General features: G+C 30.3%; 17 protein-coding genes and 2 tRNA genes. 15 read left to right on the forward strand and 4 right to left on the reverse strand.

What is annotated here, in order from left to right; translation table 11 throughout:
- Positions 1-126 precede the first annotated feature (126 nt).
- The 5 genes from KPL50_RS12350 (at position 127) to KPL50_RS12370 (ending at position 2,906) form a co-directional block, all read left to right on the forward strand.
- A complete protein-coding gene (locus KPL50_RS12350; RefSeq protein WP_216298780.1) occupies positions 127-414 on the forward strand; it encodes a hypothetical protein in 288 nt (95 codons plus the stop codon).
- 119 nt (positions 415-533) lie between these two features.
- Positions 534-2,291: a helicase-related protein gene (locus KPL50_RS12355; protein ID WP_216298782.1), complete on the forward strand. Its 1,758-nt coding sequence runs from the start codon at positions 534-536 to the stop codon at positions 2,289-2,291.
- 106 nt (positions 2,292-2,397) lie between these two features.
- Positions 2,398-2,580, forward strand: a complete 183-nt coding sequence (locus KPL50_RS12360) for an alpha/beta-type small acid-soluble spore protein (RefSeq protein ID WP_216298783.1) — start codon at positions 2,398-2,400, stop codon at positions 2,578-2,580.
- 159 nt (positions 2,581-2,739) lie between these two features.
- A tRNA-Glu gene (locus KPL50_RS12365) sits at positions 2,740-2,814 on the forward strand.
- A 17-nt stretch (positions 2,815-2,831) separates the two neighbouring features.
- A tRNA-Gln gene (locus tag KPL50_RS12370) sits at positions 2,832-2,906 on the forward strand.
- A gap of 91 nt (positions 2,907-2,997) precedes the next feature.
- On the opposite strand, the gene KPL50_RS12375 is transcribed toward KPL50_RS12370, so the two are convergent.
- Positions 2,998-3,492, reverse strand: a complete 495-nt coding sequence (locus KPL50_RS12375; RefSeq protein ID WP_216298785.1) for a LiaI-LiaF-like domain-containing protein — start codon at positions 3,490-3,492, stop codon at positions 2,998-3,000.
- A gap of 151 nt (positions 3,493-3,643) precedes the next feature.
- On the opposite strand from KPL50_RS12375, the gene KPL50_RS12380 reads away from it, so the two are divergent.
- Entirely contained in the window at positions 3,644-3,847 is a 204-nt protein-coding gene (locus tag KPL50_RS12380) for a cold-shock protein (RefSeq protein ID WP_216298787.1), read from the forward strand.
- A gap of 211 nt (positions 3,848-4,058) precedes the next feature.
- Positions 4,059-4,766 (forward strand): SWIM zinc finger domain-containing protein, encoded by a 708-nt coding sequence (locus KPL50_RS12385; RefSeq protein ID WP_216298789.1) that lies wholly within the window; start codon positions 4,059-4,061, stop codon positions 4,764-4,766.
- Between the two features lie 167 nt (positions 4,767-4,933).
- Here KPL50_RS12385 and KPL50_RS12390 read toward each other — a convergent pair whose 3' ends face one another.
- Positions 4,934-5,758 (reverse strand): MBL fold metallo-hydrolase, encoded by an 825-nt coding sequence (locus tag KPL50_RS12390; RefSeq protein ID WP_216298790.1) that lies wholly within the window; start codon positions 5,756-5,758, stop codon positions 4,934-4,936.
- Between the two features lie 273 nt (positions 5,759-6,031).
- Here KPL50_RS12390 and KPL50_RS12395 point away from each other — a divergent pair, with 273 nt between their 5' ends.
- From KPL50_RS12395 to KPL50_RS12415, 6 genes are all read left to right on the forward strand, one after another.
- Positions 6,032-6,649: an acetate uptake transporter gene (locus KPL50_RS12395; RefSeq protein WP_216298791.1), complete on the forward strand. Its 618-nt coding sequence runs from the start codon at positions 6,032-6,034 to the stop codon at positions 6,647-6,649.
- Between the two features lie 237 nt (positions 6,650-6,886).
- The gene (locus KPL50_RS12400) at positions 6,887-8,365 is read left to right on the forward strand and encodes a Na+/H+ antiporter NhaC family protein (RefSeq protein WP_216298792.1); all 1,479 of its coding nucleotides are present in this window, start codon (positions 6,887-6,889) and stop codon (positions 8,363-8,365) included.
- A gap of 398 nt (positions 8,366-8,763) precedes the next feature.
- The gene (locus KPL50_RS27045) at positions 8,764-8,892 is read left to right on the forward strand and encodes a CPC_1213 family protein (protein ID WP_253200593.1); all 129 of its coding nucleotides are present in this window, start codon (positions 8,764-8,766) and stop codon (positions 8,890-8,892) included.
- 192 nt (positions 8,893-9,084) lie between these two features.
- Positions 9,085-9,999 carry a DUF4349 domain-containing protein gene (locus tag KPL50_RS12405; protein ID WP_216298793.1) on the forward strand — a complete coding sequence of 305 codons (915 nt, stop codon included), beginning with the start codon at positions 9,085-9,087 and terminating at the stop codon, positions 9,997-9,999.
- Between the two features lie 272 nt (positions 10,000-10,271).
- A complete protein-coding gene (locus tag KPL50_RS12410; RefSeq protein ID WP_216298794.1) occupies positions 10,272-12,302 on the forward strand; it encodes a methyl-accepting chemotaxis protein in 2,031 nt (676 codons plus the stop codon).
- A 219-nt stretch (positions 12,303-12,521) separates the two neighbouring features.
- Positions 12,522-13,280 (forward strand): exodeoxyribonuclease III, encoded by a 759-nt coding sequence (locus KPL50_RS12415; RefSeq protein WP_216298795.1) that lies wholly within the window; start codon positions 12,522-12,524, stop codon positions 13,278-13,280.
- A gap of 119 nt (positions 13,281-13,399) precedes the next feature.
- On the opposite strand, the gene KPL50_RS12420 is transcribed toward KPL50_RS12415, so the two are convergent.
- Complete coding sequence (locus KPL50_RS12420; RefSeq protein WP_216298796.1) at positions 13,400-15,430, reverse strand: methyl-accepting chemotaxis protein; 2,031 nt, start codon at positions 15,428-15,430, stop codon at positions 13,400-13,402.
- Between the two features lie 455 nt (positions 15,431-15,885).
- Here KPL50_RS12420 and KPL50_RS12425 point away from each other — a divergent pair, with 455 nt between their 5' ends.
- Together KPL50_RS12425 and KPL50_RS12430 are read left to right on the forward strand one after the other, a co-directional pair.
- Positions 15,886-16,899, forward strand: a complete 1,014-nt coding sequence (locus KPL50_RS12425; protein ID WP_216298797.1) for a WG repeat-containing protein — start codon at positions 15,886-15,888, stop codon at positions 16,897-16,899.
- A gap of 150 nt (positions 16,900-17,049) precedes the next feature.
- Positions 17,050-18,039 (forward strand): glycosyltransferase family 4 protein, encoded by a 990-nt coding sequence (locus tag KPL50_RS12430; protein ID WP_216298800.1) that lies wholly within the window; start codon positions 17,050-17,052, stop codon positions 18,037-18,039.
- A 173-nt stretch (positions 18,040-18,212) separates the two neighbouring features.
- Here KPL50_RS12430 and KPL50_RS27920 read toward each other — a convergent pair.
- Positions 18,213-18,286, reverse strand: a 74-nt coding sequence (locus KPL50_RS27920; protein ID WP_375372918.1) for an IS3 family transposase, incomplete at its 5' end; no start/stop codon positions are given.

Raw genomic sequence — 18,286 nt, forward strand, 5'->3', positions numbered from 1 at the left:
CCCTTTATGAGTAATATATGAGTACGTATATTTTCATGACCTATGTTTTTAAAAATATAAATCAATCACATCATTTTCTAAGAAAGAATATTATGTATTATAATGATTTTGGAAAAGAGGCAATACATGAAAAAGTTAGAAGATTACACACCTAATGAATTAGCTACTTTAGCAACAATAATAGGGATTATTATTGCATCTAAATATAATATTAACCAACAAAATGTAGTAGGAAATTTTTTAGATGGTGTGGGACAGACCCTATTTATAATTGCAGCTCAGGCCCAAAATATACAACCGCAGGCGGAAAATGGAAATAGTAATTCAAATAGCAGTAACGATGATTTGCAAAAACAAATAGATGAACTTAAAGAATATATCAAAAAATTTGAAGATAATATAAATGTTAAATAAAAATGCCTAGCTTAAAATTAATTAAGTTGGGTGTTTAATTTTTATGTGTCTAAGATGGTATTATAAATTAATAGTTGTGAGAAAATATAATATTAGGACTAAACATTGGAGGAAATAAAATGAAAAAGGAAGTATTAGAACGAAATTTTAAAAAAGTAAAAAATCAGTTTGCACAGATTCAAGAAATAGCAAAGCATACTAAGCCAAATTCATTATGGGAACATGAAGCTGCAGTAAGAAAGAAATTAAAGGAATTAAAGGAGTTTAAAAAAGAGAATTTCAAAGACTATAAGAGAGTTTATGATAATTACTCAGAATTATTGAAATATATATCAATAAAGCTTGTTGAGGACTACAATAAGAAAAATAATTCAAATTTTAATTTTGAGACTGTATTAAAGAATAATGGCGCAAGTTTCCTTAAATCAGGAATTATAAGTGTATTAATAACTGAGCATATTCCTGAAATCATATCTAGTGAGTTTGACCGCGTGTTTCCTTCTAACCCTAAGAATGAATATGAAGAATCAAGAAAATTTAAGAGGAAGTTTTATCTTCATTTAGGGGAAACTAATACTGGAAAAACCTATAATGCAATGATGAGGCTTAAAGAGTCAACAAAAGGAATTTATCTTTCCCCACTAAGAATATTAGCACTTGAGAATTTTGAAAAATTAAATAAAGAGGGCGTAAAATGTAATCTTGCAACTGGAGAAGAAGAAATAAACATTGAAGATGCGGCTCATATTTGCTGTACTATAGAAAAATTAGATATAAGTCAGGAGTATGAAGTTGCTATTATAGACGAAATTCAAATGATAGATAACGACCAAAGGGGAGCCGCATGGACAAGAGCTATTTTAGCATTAAAAAGCAAAGAAATACATATTTGCGGCGCATCCAATGCAAAAAAATTGCTTATAGAAATAATTGAGGATTGCGGAGAAGAGTACGAGATTATTGAGTACAAAAGAGATATCCCTCTTGTGATGGAAGATGGTGCTTTTGTATATAAGAGTATTCAAGAAGGCGACGCACTAGTTACATTCTCAAAGAAGAAAGTGTTAGAACTAGCTTATCATTATTCGAACTTAGGTATAAAAGTAAGTTTAATCTATGGAGATTTACCACCAGAGGTGAGAAAAAAACAGTACAATCAGTTTATTAATAAGGAAAGCACAATTTTAGTATCCACTGATGCCATAGGCATGGGGGTAAATCTCCCAATAAAAAGAATAATATTTATGGAAATTAAAAAATTTGATGGTAATGAGATAAGATATTTAACATCTCAAGAAGTGAAACAAATAGCGGGAAGAGCAGGTAGAAAAGGAATTTATGAGGTTGGATATGTAGCGTCATATGGAAATACTCAAGATTTTATAAGTGAATGCTTAGATACAAGTGATAAAACTATTGAAGAAGCAGTAATAGGCCCCAGTGAATCTATCTTAAAAATTAGTTCACTTTCCCTTAGAGAAAAATTAGCACTATGGATTACAAAAGAAGAAAAAATATCTTTTTATAGAAAAATGGATATAAGTGAGTATTTGGTGGTTTTAGATAATTTAAGGAGTTATAAATTGGAGGAAAGAATTCAATGGAAACTGCTAAAAATTCCTTTTGATGTATCTAATGATAAGATGATGAATGCATTTTTAAGATATGTAGACGAATTATTTATAGCTAATAGAGAGATTATCTTAAAACCACAGTGTCAATTAGATGATCTTTATGAACTAGAGCTTTACTATCAAAAAATAAATCTTTATTATTCCTTTTCAAAAGTATTCAAATTGAGTTTTGATGAACAATGGGTATATGAGAATAGGGTAAAAGTTAGTGAGGATATTAACAATATTTTGAAAAGTATATAACAATACTTTTTATACCATAAATACCATAAAAATAATGTTATAAAATGTACTAAAAATGTACATTCTATTAGTACAACAAAAAAACACTTAAAGGAGGTCACATAGTATGGCATACAGAAGTTTAGTACCAGAAGCAAAAGCAGGATTAAATAAATTTAAAATGGAAACTGCAAATCAGTTAGGAGTAAGCTTTACTGACTATAATGGTGACTTAACGTCAAGACAATGTGGTTCAGTTGGTGGAGAAATGGTTAAAAAAATGGTAGAACAATACGAAAGAAATTTATAATTATAATTAGGTAGGCTGTGCAGCAAAGTTGCATATCCTATTTTTTTTATGTGTCTAAATAAGATTTGAATTTGTAATAAATAATTAATCATCTATTTAGTTTGCCTATTTGACTTATGATACATAAAAGGATATAATATATCTCGTAGTGTTAATTATGGCTCCTTGGTCAAGAGGTTAAGACGCCACCCTCTCACGGTGGATTCAGGGGTTCAATTCCCCTAGGAGTCACCATTTATTTCTTTTTTCATTGGGGTGTAGCCAAGCGGTAAGGCACTAGACTCTGACTCTGGCATTCGCAGGTTCGAATCCTTCCACCCCAGCCAAGTATTTCCAACTATAATTTAAATGTTAATATTTCAATATAGATAATCCCAGCAAAATTTTGCTGGGATTATCTTTTTATATATCAATTTTTCATTTTAATATGGTTTTTAAAAACACATATAAGCCTAGCACAATAATTAGGCAAGGAATCAGCAATCCGTATTTAAGCCAAGGATAAATGTTCCCTAGAAAGTTTACTGCAAAAGAAAATACAGATATAAAAGCTAACAAAGATATAAAGAGTAGTAAGGTATTATTTTTCTTGGAAAATAAATAATATTGAAATAAACCAATAGCGAGTCCCAGAGTATAAATGGGCCAGGTTTCAGTTGAGTATTTCCAGTTCGTTGAAGTTTCAAAAATAAATAGTAAACCTGTAGTGGTTAGAATTCCAGCAAGAACTAATATAGCAGGTTCTTTTTTTAAAGAGAAAAAACTTATTTCTAACAAAACACCTGGAATTAGAATAAACAGTGGCCAAAAATTAGAAAAACTAACAAAGTCAATGTCATATATTTGATCAGCCAAAAGTATTGAACCTAGAAAAATTAAGAGAATACCAAGCAAGGCGTTATTTTTTTTCATTTACGTACCTTCTTTAAAATACTATTCATAATTATATTGTTTATAAATAGAATTTATGCATATTTAAAAGTATTAGTTAGAGCTTTATAGCTAATACTATATTTAAACTTTTAATCCTTTAAACTTCAGAGAATGACAAGGAGGAAATTATATGCAAACTGGTATAGTAAAGTGGTATGATGTTGAAAGAGGATATGGATTCATATCTGCTCAAGAGGGCGAGGATGTATTCGTTCACCATTTAGCAATAAAAGAACAAGGACCAAGAAAGGATTTACACGAGGGCGAACAAGTACAATTTGATGTAGTAGATGCTCCTAAAGGACCTCAAGCTATTAATGTTCAAAAGTATTAAAAACATGACTTTATCTCTTTACATTATATAACAATATTTAGGCACACCCATTTGATTTTTTTGGGTGTGTTTTTTAGTTGTGTATATTGAGCTTATTAATTTGAAAAAATATTGTAATTGTAGAAAATAATAATGTGTATAGTATATAATGGTAACGCGTGTAAATAATTATAAGATAGAAGAAAATAAAAAAAATCAGGTGGTGAAACTTTTGAATGAAATTAATGAAGAGATTATACAAAAAAATAGTGATTTAGGGTCTTATAAAAGGGGAAGAGAGTATTATAAAAATAATAAGGTTAAGTATATAGATATAGATATAAATGAAGAAGGAGACTACACAGAAACTAAAATAAATTCAGAGGTAGAATCTTCAAAGTTCACCCACTATAAAGTGAACACAAGTTTTAATAATATTGCTCCTTTTATAATTTACCATTGTGAATGTAATGCAAATTATAGTTATTATGGTCAGACAAGCATGTGTAAACATGTAGTGGCAACATTACTAAAATATTTTTATGAAAAAGAACAAATCATCAAAGTGAAAAAAATGGATAAAACAAATAACTTAATTAAACAAATAACTAAAAATTTAAGCAGTGCTCCAAGGGGAAAATTAAATTTAAAACTAGATATAAAATATGTTCATGATTCTAATAGCAATAACAGAAAATCTTCTGTGGAGATAAAGATTGGTGAGGATAAGCTTTACGTAATTAAGAATATAAGAGAATTTTTAACTTGTTCTACTAAAACTTTTGAAACATTGGAGTTTGGGAAGAAATTCTCTTATAATCCGAATTTGCAGTACTTTAGCTCAGAAGATTTAAATATTATAGAGATTTTTAAAGAAGCAAGTGAATTAGAAACGCTAATTGCAAACGTAGATATATATAGAAGTAGTAAAGTAAAGTAAAGTATCTTTCTGGTAAAAAAGCTTATTTTACAGATAGCATGGTTAAAAGGTTGTTTAAATGCTTACACAATAAGTCTATAACTGTGGTAATAAATGGCGATTTGTTTCTTTAAAAATAGCTGTCCTAGAACTATATAAAAGTTCTATGACAGCTATTTATTTTAATCTTATATTTTTACAGTTTGACCGATTTCAATAATTTTTATGCTTCCATCATTTATTCTTTCTAGTGTATCACAGGTGACCTCATCATCGTCTTGAGCTAAAATATAGGTTTTATAATGAATTGGAATCATGAATTTAGATTTTGTCATTTTGAACATTTTAAAGCTTTGCTCAGGAGAACAGTGCATTTCTTGAAACTCGTCAGGTTTATAGCAGCCTACAGGCATAATTGCAACATCCGCCATTAGATTTCTATATATATCAGTATAGGCTGTATCGCCAGCAAAAAAAATCTTTTTTGTACTACTTTCAATCATATAAGAATTGCTATCAGCTGCAGTGCCCCAAGGATATCTTCTACCATCATGATTTGCTCTTAAAGCCTTTATTTTTATGTCATTCACGCTATAGGTTTCATTTGGGTTTAGAAGTATTCTATTTTTAAATCCTAAAATCTTTAGTGGAAGATTTAAATTTTTAGGAGCAATAATTATTGCACTTTTATTTAGTTTCATTAGAGTTGTATAATTCATATGGTCCATATGACCATGGGATAGCAGTATATAATCAATTTTAATTGAAGATAAGTTTAAGGAGGGTTTTATCAATCGTCTCATTTGACCAAGATTTATTGAAGTCACAGGGTCAGTTACTATAACCAATCCATTTAAATTAATAACTACAGTAGCATGACCTACCCAATGGACAGAATTTGTTACTACAGGCTCATAGGATGGAATAAGCATAGGCTTAAAGTAGGACTTAAAGTTTCTACGGTGTAGTTCATACATATATCCAGTGATTTTACGGAGTCTAGTAAATTTCATTTTATACCTCTTAATTTTCAATATATTTGTGTATATTATATGATTATATTCTTTTATATAGAGTTTAAACGAATTACACAAGTGAATTTCTATAAGCGAATTATACCATAAGTGAGTTGAATTTAATTTATAATTTGTACTCTGAGATTTAAGAAGAAAAAGAATAAGCTACATATCTCTACATAAAACTACAAAACAATTGACAAGCTGAAACTTTTCTGTTATTTTTTTATAGGAATTATTATTTTAAAGAAAACAAAAGGAGGCTATATTATGATTACAAACGAAACACAAAATGTAAGAATAACAAATGCGGACCCATCTGCATTAGGATTATTCGGACTTGCCATGGTCACACTAGTGGCATCTTCACAGAAACTTGGACTAACGGAAGGCACATCTTTCATACTACCCTGGGCCATATTCTTAGGGGGATTTGCTCAACTATTTGCATGTATAAATGACTCAAAACGTAACAATGTTTTTGGAACTACAGCTTTTGGAGCATTTGCATTCTTTTGGATGGGTGTTGGAGCTTCTTGGCTAATTAAAGCTGGTGTATTTGGTAAAGTGCTAGCATCGACTGCGGATCCAAAACAATTAGGATTTGCTTATGTAGGCTATTTGATATTTTCATTGTTTATGACTATAGGAGCTGCAGAAACACACAAGGTGCTATTTACGATTTTTGTTTTAATTGATTTTCTATTTATAGGGTTATCACTTAGTACTTTTGGAATTATGCCTGAATTTTCACATGGCCTTGCAGCGTATTCTGAATTGTTAATTGCATTATTTTCATTTTATGGTTCCGCAGCGGCGGTTTTAAATGCTCATTTTGGCAAGATATTTTTACCAGTAGGGAAACCTTTTGGTATATTTAAAAAATAATTTATTTAATTATAGAAGGGTGGCATACATCCTTTTTTCACTGTTTTAGTTTTCAAAGATTTCTACATATAAATATGATAATTTATATAGTTAACAAATTATCAAACAATGTCAAAATTAATTGAATTATAAGAAAATATAGGTTATAATATTATTTGACTTAAGAAAGTTTGTGGTAGTTTAAAAAGAACGCAACTTTATGTAAACGAAATCAATACTAGAACGGGGGACATATATATGATAGCCTTATTAAAATTATCGCCAGTATTTGTAATGGCAGGACTCATGATTTCCGGAATGGATGCATTGCTTGCAGCACCAATTGCAACAATATACGCAGCTTTAGTTGCAGCAGTGGCATGTAAATTTAAATTTAATCACATTGTTGATGCAGCGGTGGACAACGTAAAAGAAATGCAATTGGTTTTCTTTATATTAATGTTTGCTTATGCAATGGCAGAGGCTTTTATGGCAACAGGAGTTGGAGCAGCAATAATTAATATGTCATTAAATCTTGGATTAACAGCTAGAACAGTGGCATTAACAGGATTTCTAGTAACAGCAGTGCTTTCAGTTGCAACTGGTACTTCATGGGGAACATTTGCGGCGTGTGCTCCAATATTCCTATGGTTAAACCACATACTTGGTGGTAACATTGCGCTTACTACAGCAGCAATTGCTGGTGGAGCTTGTTTTGGAGACAATATAGGACTTATTTCGGACACTACCGTAGTAAGCTCGGGGATCCAAAGGGTTGAAGTTATTCATAGAATAAAGCATCAAGGAGTATGGTCTCTTTTATGTTTAACAATAACTGCAATTATTTTCTTCGTTGTAAGTGTTGGAATGGGGCTTCCAACAGTATCTGGTAGTGCAGCGGATGCAATAAATCAAATTCCAAAAGAAGTATGGACATCACTTGAAAAAGCTAGACCTTCTGCAGTTGAACTTTTAAATCAAGTTAAAACTGGAGTTCCAATGTACATGATAATTCCATTATTAATTGTACTTGCAGTAGCAATTAAAGGACTTCCAACCCTTGCATGTTTAGGACTTGGAATAATATCTTGTTTAGTTTTGGGACTCGCAGCAGGAACAGTACAATCTGTATCTGGTTTTTTAGATTTAATGAAAACAGGATTTGAAGGTGCAGGTTCTTGGGTTATAGTTATGATGATGTGGGTTGGTGCTTTTGGGGGTATCATGGGTAAAATGGAGGCTTTTGCTCCATTGTCAAATTTAGTTTCTAAAATTTCCAGAAATGTACGTCAACTTATGTTTTATAATGGGGTGTTGTCAATTTTAGGAAACGCTGCATTATCAGATGAAATGGCACAAATAGTAACAGTTGGACCAATAATTAAAAATTTACTTGAAGATAATGTGGAGGGTAGCGAAGAAGACATGTATACACTACGTCTAAGAAATGCTACTTTCGGGGATGCAATGGGAGTATTTGGATCACAACTTATTCCATGGCATGTATACATAGGCTTCTATGTGGGCATAGCTACAGCTGTTTATCCACTCCACAAATTTTTACCTCTGGATATAATAAAGTATAACTTTATGGCTATGGTAGCAGTAGGATCATTATTAATACTTACATTAACAGGGTTAGACAGATTTATACCATTCTTTAAATTACCATCTGAACCTGATGTTATGTTAAAGAAAAATATTGCGGAGAGTAGTAAAGAGAAGTTATCAGCATAAATGTAGTCTTATATAATATATAAAATTTATAAAGCACTATACTGTGATTATACAGCATAGTGCTTTCTTTATTTATGATGGAATTATAAGGTAGTATCCTTGTAAATATTTAAAAGTCGGCAATTTATTTAAGGAAATTGTAACTAAGGAAAAGAAAGCTAATGTATGATGATATTAATAGATGATTTTATCTTCTTTGCTTCCAACATGTTTTTCCCTGAAATTTATCCGTAAATCCCCCATCCACTATAATAATATTCACATTTAAGCAGAAGGGTGATAGAAATTATGTATATTTTCGAAGAAATAGATGAAAATAGTATATAGTTGTTCAAATAAAAATAAACATAAAAAGCGACTGTTTATTAAATAAAATAACGAAGATAGGAGAAGGATATATGGATAATAAAATGAAAACAACTAAGAATAATAAAAAGGAAGATAATAATTTCAAGAAAAAAAATATTAAGCATGGCCATGAAGAAAGCGCAAAAGTAGTTTTTGATCACATGGAAAAAAAAGATTAGGGTAAAAAATAAAGAGTTCTAAGAGTGGGTTACTGCTCTATGGGCTCTTTATTATTATCAAAAACAATTTTTTTAATAAACTGTTATATAAATTTTCTAAAATCAAGGATTTTTATAAAAAATTTACGTATATATCAATATATAGTATGATAGATAGTGTTAACACTATCATAATTTAAAAGGGGGGATTTTATGAGGAAAAAATTTAAAAGTATAGCAGTAATACTAATGTCAATGATAATAATTAGTTTTGCAGCTTCGGGGTGTGGGGCTAAAAAATCAATTACAAGCCCTGAAATCAAAACCAGTATGGAAAATTCAAAGGGTGATAGTGGCTTTGGTGATAGCACTACTGGTACTTCAAATGAAACTACTAAATCTTTGACTAATACAAAGGCTCCTTTGAACGCTTCTTTAGAGGGTCAGGGTAAGATAATAAGGAATGGGAAAATACAGATGGAAACACTTAGCTTTGATGATACAGTAAAGCTAATTTTAACTAAAACTAATAGTATGGGTGCCTATGTGCAAAGTTCTAATGTATCAGGCGCAAGTATTGAAGCAAAGTTATCGCAGCAAAGTAGAAAAGGAGTCTTTATATTAAGGGTTCCTAAAACTAAATTTGATAGTTTTATATTAGACATTGGGAACTTAGGAAGCATTACAAATCAACAGATTTCAACGGAGGATGTAACCTCTGCATATTTTGATACGCAGGCACATTTAAAATCACTAACCATTCAAGAGGAAAGACTACTAGAACTTTTAAAGAAAACTGGTGAACTCAAAGATATAATAGTATTAGAAAAGGAATTAAGTACAATTAGATATGAAATTGAAGGTTTAACAGGAAACCTTAAAAAATGGGATAACTTAATAGATTTTTGCACACTAAATATAGAAGTAGTTGAAGTCTATAAAATCAAAGAAAATCCTGCTTCTTTTGTAGATAAAATTGCAAATGGGTTTGTTTCCTCAGTTAAATCACTAGTTGATTTTAGTAAAGGATTTGTTGTAACATTATCTATAATGATACCTTATTTGGTTGTTTTATCGATTATACTTTTAATAAGTAGATATATATATAAATATATAAAAAGAAGCTAAATTCATGAGTTTTTAGTTGGAATAGCATATAAAGAGGAGTTACCTTTAAGAAGCATATGATTATGCTTCTATTTTTTTATTGACAGGAAATCATGAGATTTATAAGCAATGGATAGTCTTTTGAGAATGCATTTAAAAGTTTTTTTGCATTTTTTATGAATATAAGTGTGAAAAACAATATAAAAATATAAAAACATAAAAATGATCTCTAAAGAATAAGAAAAAAATATCGAAATATATAATAATATAAAAATGAAGTGGGGGGTTATTTTGTGAAAAAAAATTTATTCGACAAAGGTGATTCAAAAAAAGAGAAAGGCAAAAAATTGAGTTTCCAGTTAATCTCATTGCTTATTTTGGCATCATTTTTACCTATATTATCAATTTCCATGGGAACATATTATAGTTTATCAAAAAATTTAAAGGGTGAATTTGATAGCATAGCAAGTCAAAGTACATCAAGAGTTAATGAGGCCATAGGTTCGTTATATAAAGCAAACTATGAATCTACAGATATGTTATCCAATGATCCAAATGCAATAATGCTTAAGGCAAACCCAGATTCTGAACAGTGGTTAATGAAAAGCTTTGAGGGCTTTGCAAAGACCCATACTGATATGTTACACGTATATCTTGGAGCTGTAGATAAGAAGATGTACCTTGAACCTAAGGTTGACTTACCTGCAACTTTTGATCCAACTTCAACAAGTTGGTATAAGGATGCAATTAGCAATGATGGTAAGGTTATTGCTACTAACCCATATGTGGATACTGATACTAAAAAACATGTAGTGACTTTCGCAAAGACAGTTAAAGATGTCCAAGGTAAGCTAGTAGGCGTAATTGGATTAGATATAGACTTAGAATTAATATCTACTATGGTTCAGAATATTAAATTAGGTGAAAATGGCTATTCAGCAGTATTAGATAGGACAGGAACAATAACAGCACATAAAGATAAAGCCTTATTAGGGAAAAACCCAAAACAAGAACCTTGGATAAAAACCATTATGGACTCTAAGGAAAATAAACTTACATTGAATGTAAATGGAGAAAAATATTTAATTTATAAGGCTTTAGATGCAAAAACTAATTTAACTACAGTAGGATTTATTCCAATAGCAGAACAAACATCAAAAATAATAGAAGGATTAACTATCCCTATTATAGTTTTAGTATTATCACTTATATTTGTAATAGTAATCGGAACAGTATTTTCTGGTAAAATAACGAAGCCCATGGAAAAATTAAGTAGTGTTTTGGCCAAGATTAAGGAGGGTGATTTTACTCAAAGGGTGGCTAAAAATAAATATGCTAGCTTAGAAGTACAACAAATTATTGAGTCAGTAAATGATATGATAGAGGATATGGTCATAGTTTTAGGGAATGTAGTAGAGAGTTCAAATAAAGTTAAAGATTCAGCAGAGTCTTTAGCGGCTACTACGCAAGAGTCAAATGCTGTGGGGGATGAGGTTGCAAGAGCGGTTCAACAAATTGCACAAGGGGCAAATGAACAGTCTCAAATTCTAGAAGAAAGTGTTAATTATTCCACAACTTTAGGAGAAGAAGTAAATAAAACTACCATTAATGCTAAAAACATGATTAAAGCATCTTTAGAGGTTAAACAATCAACAGAAGAAGGCATTATAGCTGTTGAAAATTTAAGAAGTGTATTTGAAGAAAACACTAATGCGAATGATGAAGTTGCTAAAAAGGTAGAAATTTTAGCGGAAAATTCTAATAAGATTAGTGCTATAACTGATACTATAAAAGCGATAACGGAGCAAACAAACCTATTAGCCTTAAATGCTAGTATAGAGGCAGCAAGGGCTGGAGAAGCAGGGAGAGGCTTTGCAGTTGTTGCGGATGAGGTTAGAAAGCTTGCAGAACAATCTTCGGTTTCAGCTTCTGAAATTGATAAGGTAATAAGTGTAATAAGAACAAGTGTAAATGGAGTATTGGAACAAATAACGCATTCCAAAGAGCTAAGTACTAAAACTGATAAGAGTGTCCAAACTACTAATGAAACCTTTAAGAAGATTGAAGGAGCAATGGAATTACTTCAAAAGGATATGAGCAGTGTAGATAATTCACTAAAAGAAATAAATAATTATAAAGACATTGTAAGTGAAAAAATCGAAAATGCTTCGGCTGTGTCACAAGAGACGGCAGCAACTTCAGAAGAGGTAAGTGCCTCTACAGAAGAACAAGCTGCAGGACTTCAAGAAATAGTGAGTGCTGCAGAAAATTTAAATGCACTTGCAGATGATTTAAGAGAAAGTATCAGCAAATTCAAGATATAGTATAGTCTTATTTTAGGGAGCACCTAGTTTATTATGAACTAGGTGCTCTTATCATTTGGTCTCAATACTTATTCTTAAGAAATAATTACAATAGGTAATATTATAATATCCAATAGTATGATATATTAATATTAGGAGATTTATATAAATGATTTAAATATTAAATAGAAAATATATCGGTGTGGTGATTTGTAAAAAAAGTTGAAGGAGGTTATTTTTATGAAAATTTATTCCTGGAATGTAAATGGCATAAGAGCTATAAAAGATAAAGGCTTTATTGAATGGGTTTCAAAAGAACAACCAGAGGTTTTATGTATTCAAGAGACAAAAATTCAAGAAAATCAAATAAGTGAGGAGCTTAAAAATATACAAGGATATTACTCGTATTTTTCTTGTGCAGAAAAGAAGGGCTACAGTGGTGTAGCTACATACACTAAACAAAAGCCAATATCTGTTTCTTATGGTATTGGAATAGAAAGATTCGATAGTGAAGGTAGAATAGTAATAACTGAGTTTGAAGATTTTACTCTTTTAAACATATATTTTCCCAATGGTCAAAAGGATGATATCAGATTAAATTATAAAATGGAATTTTACGATGCATTATTAGACTATTGTGAAAAACTTAGGGAAAAAGGGGAAAAATTAATTATTTGTGGAGATTATAATACAGCTCATAATGCAATTGATTTGAAAAATCCAAAGGCAAACGAAAAGTATTCAGGATTCTTGCCTATAGAGAGAGCTTGGATGGACAAATTTATCTCCTATGGTTATGTTGATACTTTTAGATATCTTCACGAGGAAGAAATAAAATATTCTTGGTGGAGTTATAGATTTAAGGCTAGAGAAAAAAATGTAGGCTGGAGAATTGACTATTTCTTTGTTACTGAGGATTTATTGAGTACAATAAAGGAAGCTGATATTTTAAATGAGGTTGTAGGATCAGATCATTGTCCTGTGTGCATTATTTTATAGATATAAATAAGACTCCCTTCAAAGTAGAGGTTACAGATGACTTATCTGCAAATGCTCTATTTTAAAGGGAGCTTTTTAATGAAAATTGATTTTTTATTAGATTCTAAAGATCCAAGGAATTATATTTTAAAAATCTTAATGCTATTTTGAAGGTCCTTAGCCATTTCTCTTAACTGCTTAATTGAGGAGGACATCTCATCAATAGTGCTGGACTGCTCCTGGATAGATGCAGCAACCTCCTCTGTAGCAGCAGAGCTTTCCTCGGAAACCCTTGTTATGTTATCAGAATTAATTGCTAGATTTTCAATAATTTCATTTGAGTGTAATATATTTTTTGTTACCAGATTTAACTTGTTTTTAGTAAGATCAAATGCTCCAAGAATTTCAGTAAGTGCATTGTCAACATTTTGCACATTAATTGTACCCTTTTGGGTTTCTGCACTTCCTTCTTCAATTGAAGATAGCGCTGTTTTAGCATATTGTTGAGTATTTTGTATAAGTTTTTTTATGCTATTAGAGGATTCCATGGTTTCCTCAGCTAGTTTTCTTACCTCTTCAGCAACCACAGAGAACCCTCTACCGGCCTCGCCTGCTCTTGCGGCCTCAATTGAAGCATTTAGTGCTAGTAAATTCGTTTGAGAAGCAATAGTGTCTATAAATTCAACAATATTTCCAATTTCATCTGAAGTTTTTTGAAGGGTTTGTATGGTTGAAGCAGAGTAATCTACTTTGCTTTTTATAACTTTTATTTGATTTACCAGATCATTCATTTTTGTTCGTCCATCAGTAGCTAGAGAGCTTGTTTCATCTGCAGTGTGGACAACATTGGTTATTTCTTCTTTAATAGTATCCATATTACTTACAATTTCTTTTGTATTCTTTGAAATATCTTCTGTTGCTATAAATTGCTTTTCTGAACCAGATGCCAATTCCTGGGCTGCCATAGCAATTTGATTTGAAACCATAGCACTTTGTTCTCCAGAGTTTAAAAGTTGGTCAGCAGATGATAATAATTGTTCAGAAATATTACTGATTTCCGTAGTCATGCCGCGAAGATTAACGATCATTTCATTAAAGCTTATGCCTAAAAGTCCTATTTCATCTTTAGATTTTATTTGAATTTCTTTTGTTAGATCTCCTTTAGAAACACCGTTTGCTAGAGTTACTAAATTTTTCAATGGATTAATAAATTTTGATACTAACAATACTAGTATTAATGAACCTAATAAGAAAGAAATTAGGGTTATTAAAAAAGAAGTTGTTAAAATAGAATCAATTGCAGATTTAACATTTTTCATAGAAAGAGCTACATCGACAGCACCTACATGCTTTCCATTTTCAGAAAGAGGAACTAATACTTCATAAACTCTCTCCACGTCTTTATACATAAAATCTGAGCTGAATTCTTTGCCATCTTTAGCGGCAGCTATACTTCCTTCATCATTTAATGTTTTACCTATTCTATCCTTTTCGGTGTGTGTAAGTACTTTTAGATCTGTTCCTATAGTTAAAGCATATGATATGTTTTTATCCTTACCTATTTCATCAATAAGAGCCTGAGGGCTTACAGAATTAAGAATAGCATTAACTTTATTGGCATTAATTCCAATTTGAACAAATCCGCCTTTTTCCAAAGCAACAGCACCATATTTATAAAAAGTATCTTTTGAATTTCCGCTTTGGCGTATGCTTTCTACCACCTCAGGAGCTTTATCTTTTAATATTTTTTGATTTATACTATCTTCTGGGTATTTATATTTTAAATTAGCTGCCATATTAGAAAATATAATAACGCCCTTATCATCTGCAATATTAATTTCGTCAATATTTAATCTTTTAGAAATTTTAATAAGAGACTCATTTGAGATATTAGGTGTAATACCAATAAGGTACGATGAAGTAATAATTTTTTCACTTAGTAGAGTATCAAGTTCTTTTGAAATATTTTGATTGGATATAAGTCTTTGCTGGATTTGTTTAACTATTATGTCTCCATCGGTTTTCATTTGAAGTTCCATCTTGGTTTTTACAATTGACACCATAATTGCACAAAAGATAAGTAAAGTTGTAAAAAGTACTAAAAGCGAAGATATTACTACTTTCAGTTTTAAAGATAGATGCTTAGATTTTGTTTCAGGTTTAGTTTTCATAATAAATTAGTCCCCCTTGTGTGTGTTTAATTATTAATTGAATTGTTTCTTGAAGTGAATTTAGAATATATAAACATAAACACAGTATTTAATTTAATAAAATTCAATTAAATAAGTTATAAAACACAGCGGTTTTCTATAAAAGATAAATTCATTCTATACCATATGGCTACTATGTTTATGCATACTATAACAATATAATATAAAATATGATAAAATACAATAAAAATAATCATGTTTTGATAAATTTTAACAAATACCCTCGAATATAGTAACCCTTTAATTGTAAAAGTTAAGAATTAAATTTAAATAGTAAAAAAATAGTGAAATTATAGAATAAATATAAAACATTTCAGTGTATAATATTATTATATGTAGTTATTGTATAAAACATTTAAAATTAATATGTGTAGCTTATGCTATACCATATATATACAAGAAAGGAAGTTAAAATTATGAATAATGAGAAAAACTTATATCCTGTGAAAATAAAAAAGAAATATGGGTATATAGATAAAGCTGGTAATGTAGTTATAGAAATGAAATTTGATTATTCTGAGGAGTTTGAAGGTGACCTAGCAATAGTTGGCCTACAGGAAAAGTATGGCTTTATTAATAAGGATGGACAGTTTTTAATAGAACCTATGTATGATGAGGTTCAGCAGTTTAGTGAAGGTTTTGCAGCAATAAAATTACATGGCAAGAAGGGGTATATTGATTTAAGCGGAAAACTTATTGTGGAGCCTAAATATGAAGAAGCTAATTTCTTTATGGAGGGAAGAGCTGCAGTAAAAAGTGGATATATGTGGGGGTACATAGATAGCAATGGGAAGGAAGTAGTTCCTTTGAGTTTTTTAGATGCTAACGATTTTAGTGAGGGTCTGGCTGAGGTTCAAATAGGTGGAAAAATAGCTTATATAGATAAAGAGGGCAAAGTTATAATAGATGCAATTTATGATTATGCTTATGCTTTTAATGATGGCATAGCATCTGTTTGTGCTAAGGGAAAATATGGCTACATAAACAATAGTGGTGAAGTGATTATACCACTTCGATATAATGTTTGCGGGGAGTTCAATGAAGGGCTGGCAACAGTTGAAATCAGAGGGAAATATGGCTTTATAGATTCATTGGGAGAGATTATTATAAAACCTGAGTTTCAATGGGCAGATAGATTTTATAATGGCCTAGCTGCAATTTGTGAAAATGAAAAATATGGTTGCATTGATAAAACTGGCAGTATTATAATACCTGCTATCTTTGATGACATAGATATTATGAGTGAAGGTTTAATGGCTGCTCAAATAGGAGATAAGTGGGGGTATATAGATTGCTCAGGTCAAATAGTTATAGAGCCAAGTTTTGAAGAAGCCTATGAATTTACTTACGGAATTGCAAGAGTTGAAGTGGGTAAAAAAATTGGATATATTAATAAATTAGGGGAATATGTTTGGAAATTACAATCCTAAAAACTTTTATATTATAAATTAATAGTAAATATAAATAAATGATAAGAAAATATAAGTTAACATTATATTATGTTTAATGAAATGTTATAAATAATCATAAGCTAGCATAGTTATATGGTACAAGTAGCAAACTATAGGGGGATTTGTACTATGAAAGTTTTATTGTGTGTTAGACAAGATTATTATAAAAATTTTGCAGGAGATTCTATGCAGGTTATTAAGACAGCTGAAAACCTACTAAAATTAGGGGTAACCGTAGATATAAATGATGGTGGCATATATGACTATTCTGATTATGATATAGTACATTTATTTAATATTGCTACTACAGGAGAAACATATAGATATTTTAAAATCGCAAATTTTTACAAAAGAAACATTGTTATATCTCCAATGCATTTGGATATGAAAAAATATAATATGATAAATAACAAAATTGAAAGTATTAAGTTATATGAAAGATGTAATAGTTATAAAAGGGAGATTTTAAAAAAGAGTAAAGTTGTATTTTGCAATAGCGAATTAGAAAAGTCCCTTATGAGGAGTGAATTTAATGTTAACACGGATTATAGGGTTATATACAACGGTGTAGAAGTAGAAAATGAAGATATACCCCTATATAATTTTACAGAAAGATATAATTTAAATAATTTTGTTTTATGTGTGGGAAGAATTTGTGAAAGTAAAAATCAACTTTCACTATGTAGCGTATGTGATCAATTAGGAATGCAGTTAGTTTTAATAGGAAGTGGAAATGACAATAGGTATCTTGAAAAATGCACCAATTTTAAAAACGTAATATATATGGGCTTTATGGATAGCTATAATGTATACAATGCCTATAGATTTGCAAAAGTACATGTGAACCCAAGTTTTGTAGAGATGCCTGGTTTATCGTCACTGGAGGCAGCAGCAAGTGGCTGCAATATTGTCTCAACACAAGAAGGCTGTGCAAGTGAATATTTTAAAGATATGGCTTTATATTGTGACCCCTATGATAATCAGAGCATCTTAAGTGCAGTAAAAAGTGGGTTTGAAAAACGTAAGAATAGTGTGCTTAAAGATTATGTTACTGAAAATTACACTTGGGAGAAATCAACAAATGAATTATATAAAAGCTATTTAGAAATCCTTAAATAAGGCTACGGTTACGGACTAAGCGTTTTTTCTTATATTATGCTTTAACGAAAAGGATATATTGCTGGAATGCTTTCATATCGCCAAGTAACTCTACAATTTATTTTATCTGCATATGCTAAAAAATTCAAACTCGCTATAATCTGTACCCTTTGTCAAGGACAATTTAAAAAAACTTATATTAAATTAAGGAGATGATTTCTGTATTGAACAGGAGTCATCTTTTCTAAATCCCATTGATATCTATATC

It is taken from the genome of Clostridium sp. CF012 (assembly GCF_018861755.1).
In the GTDB taxonomy this organism is placed as follows: Bacteria; Bacillota; Clostridia; order Clostridiales; family Clostridiaceae; genus Clostridium_AD.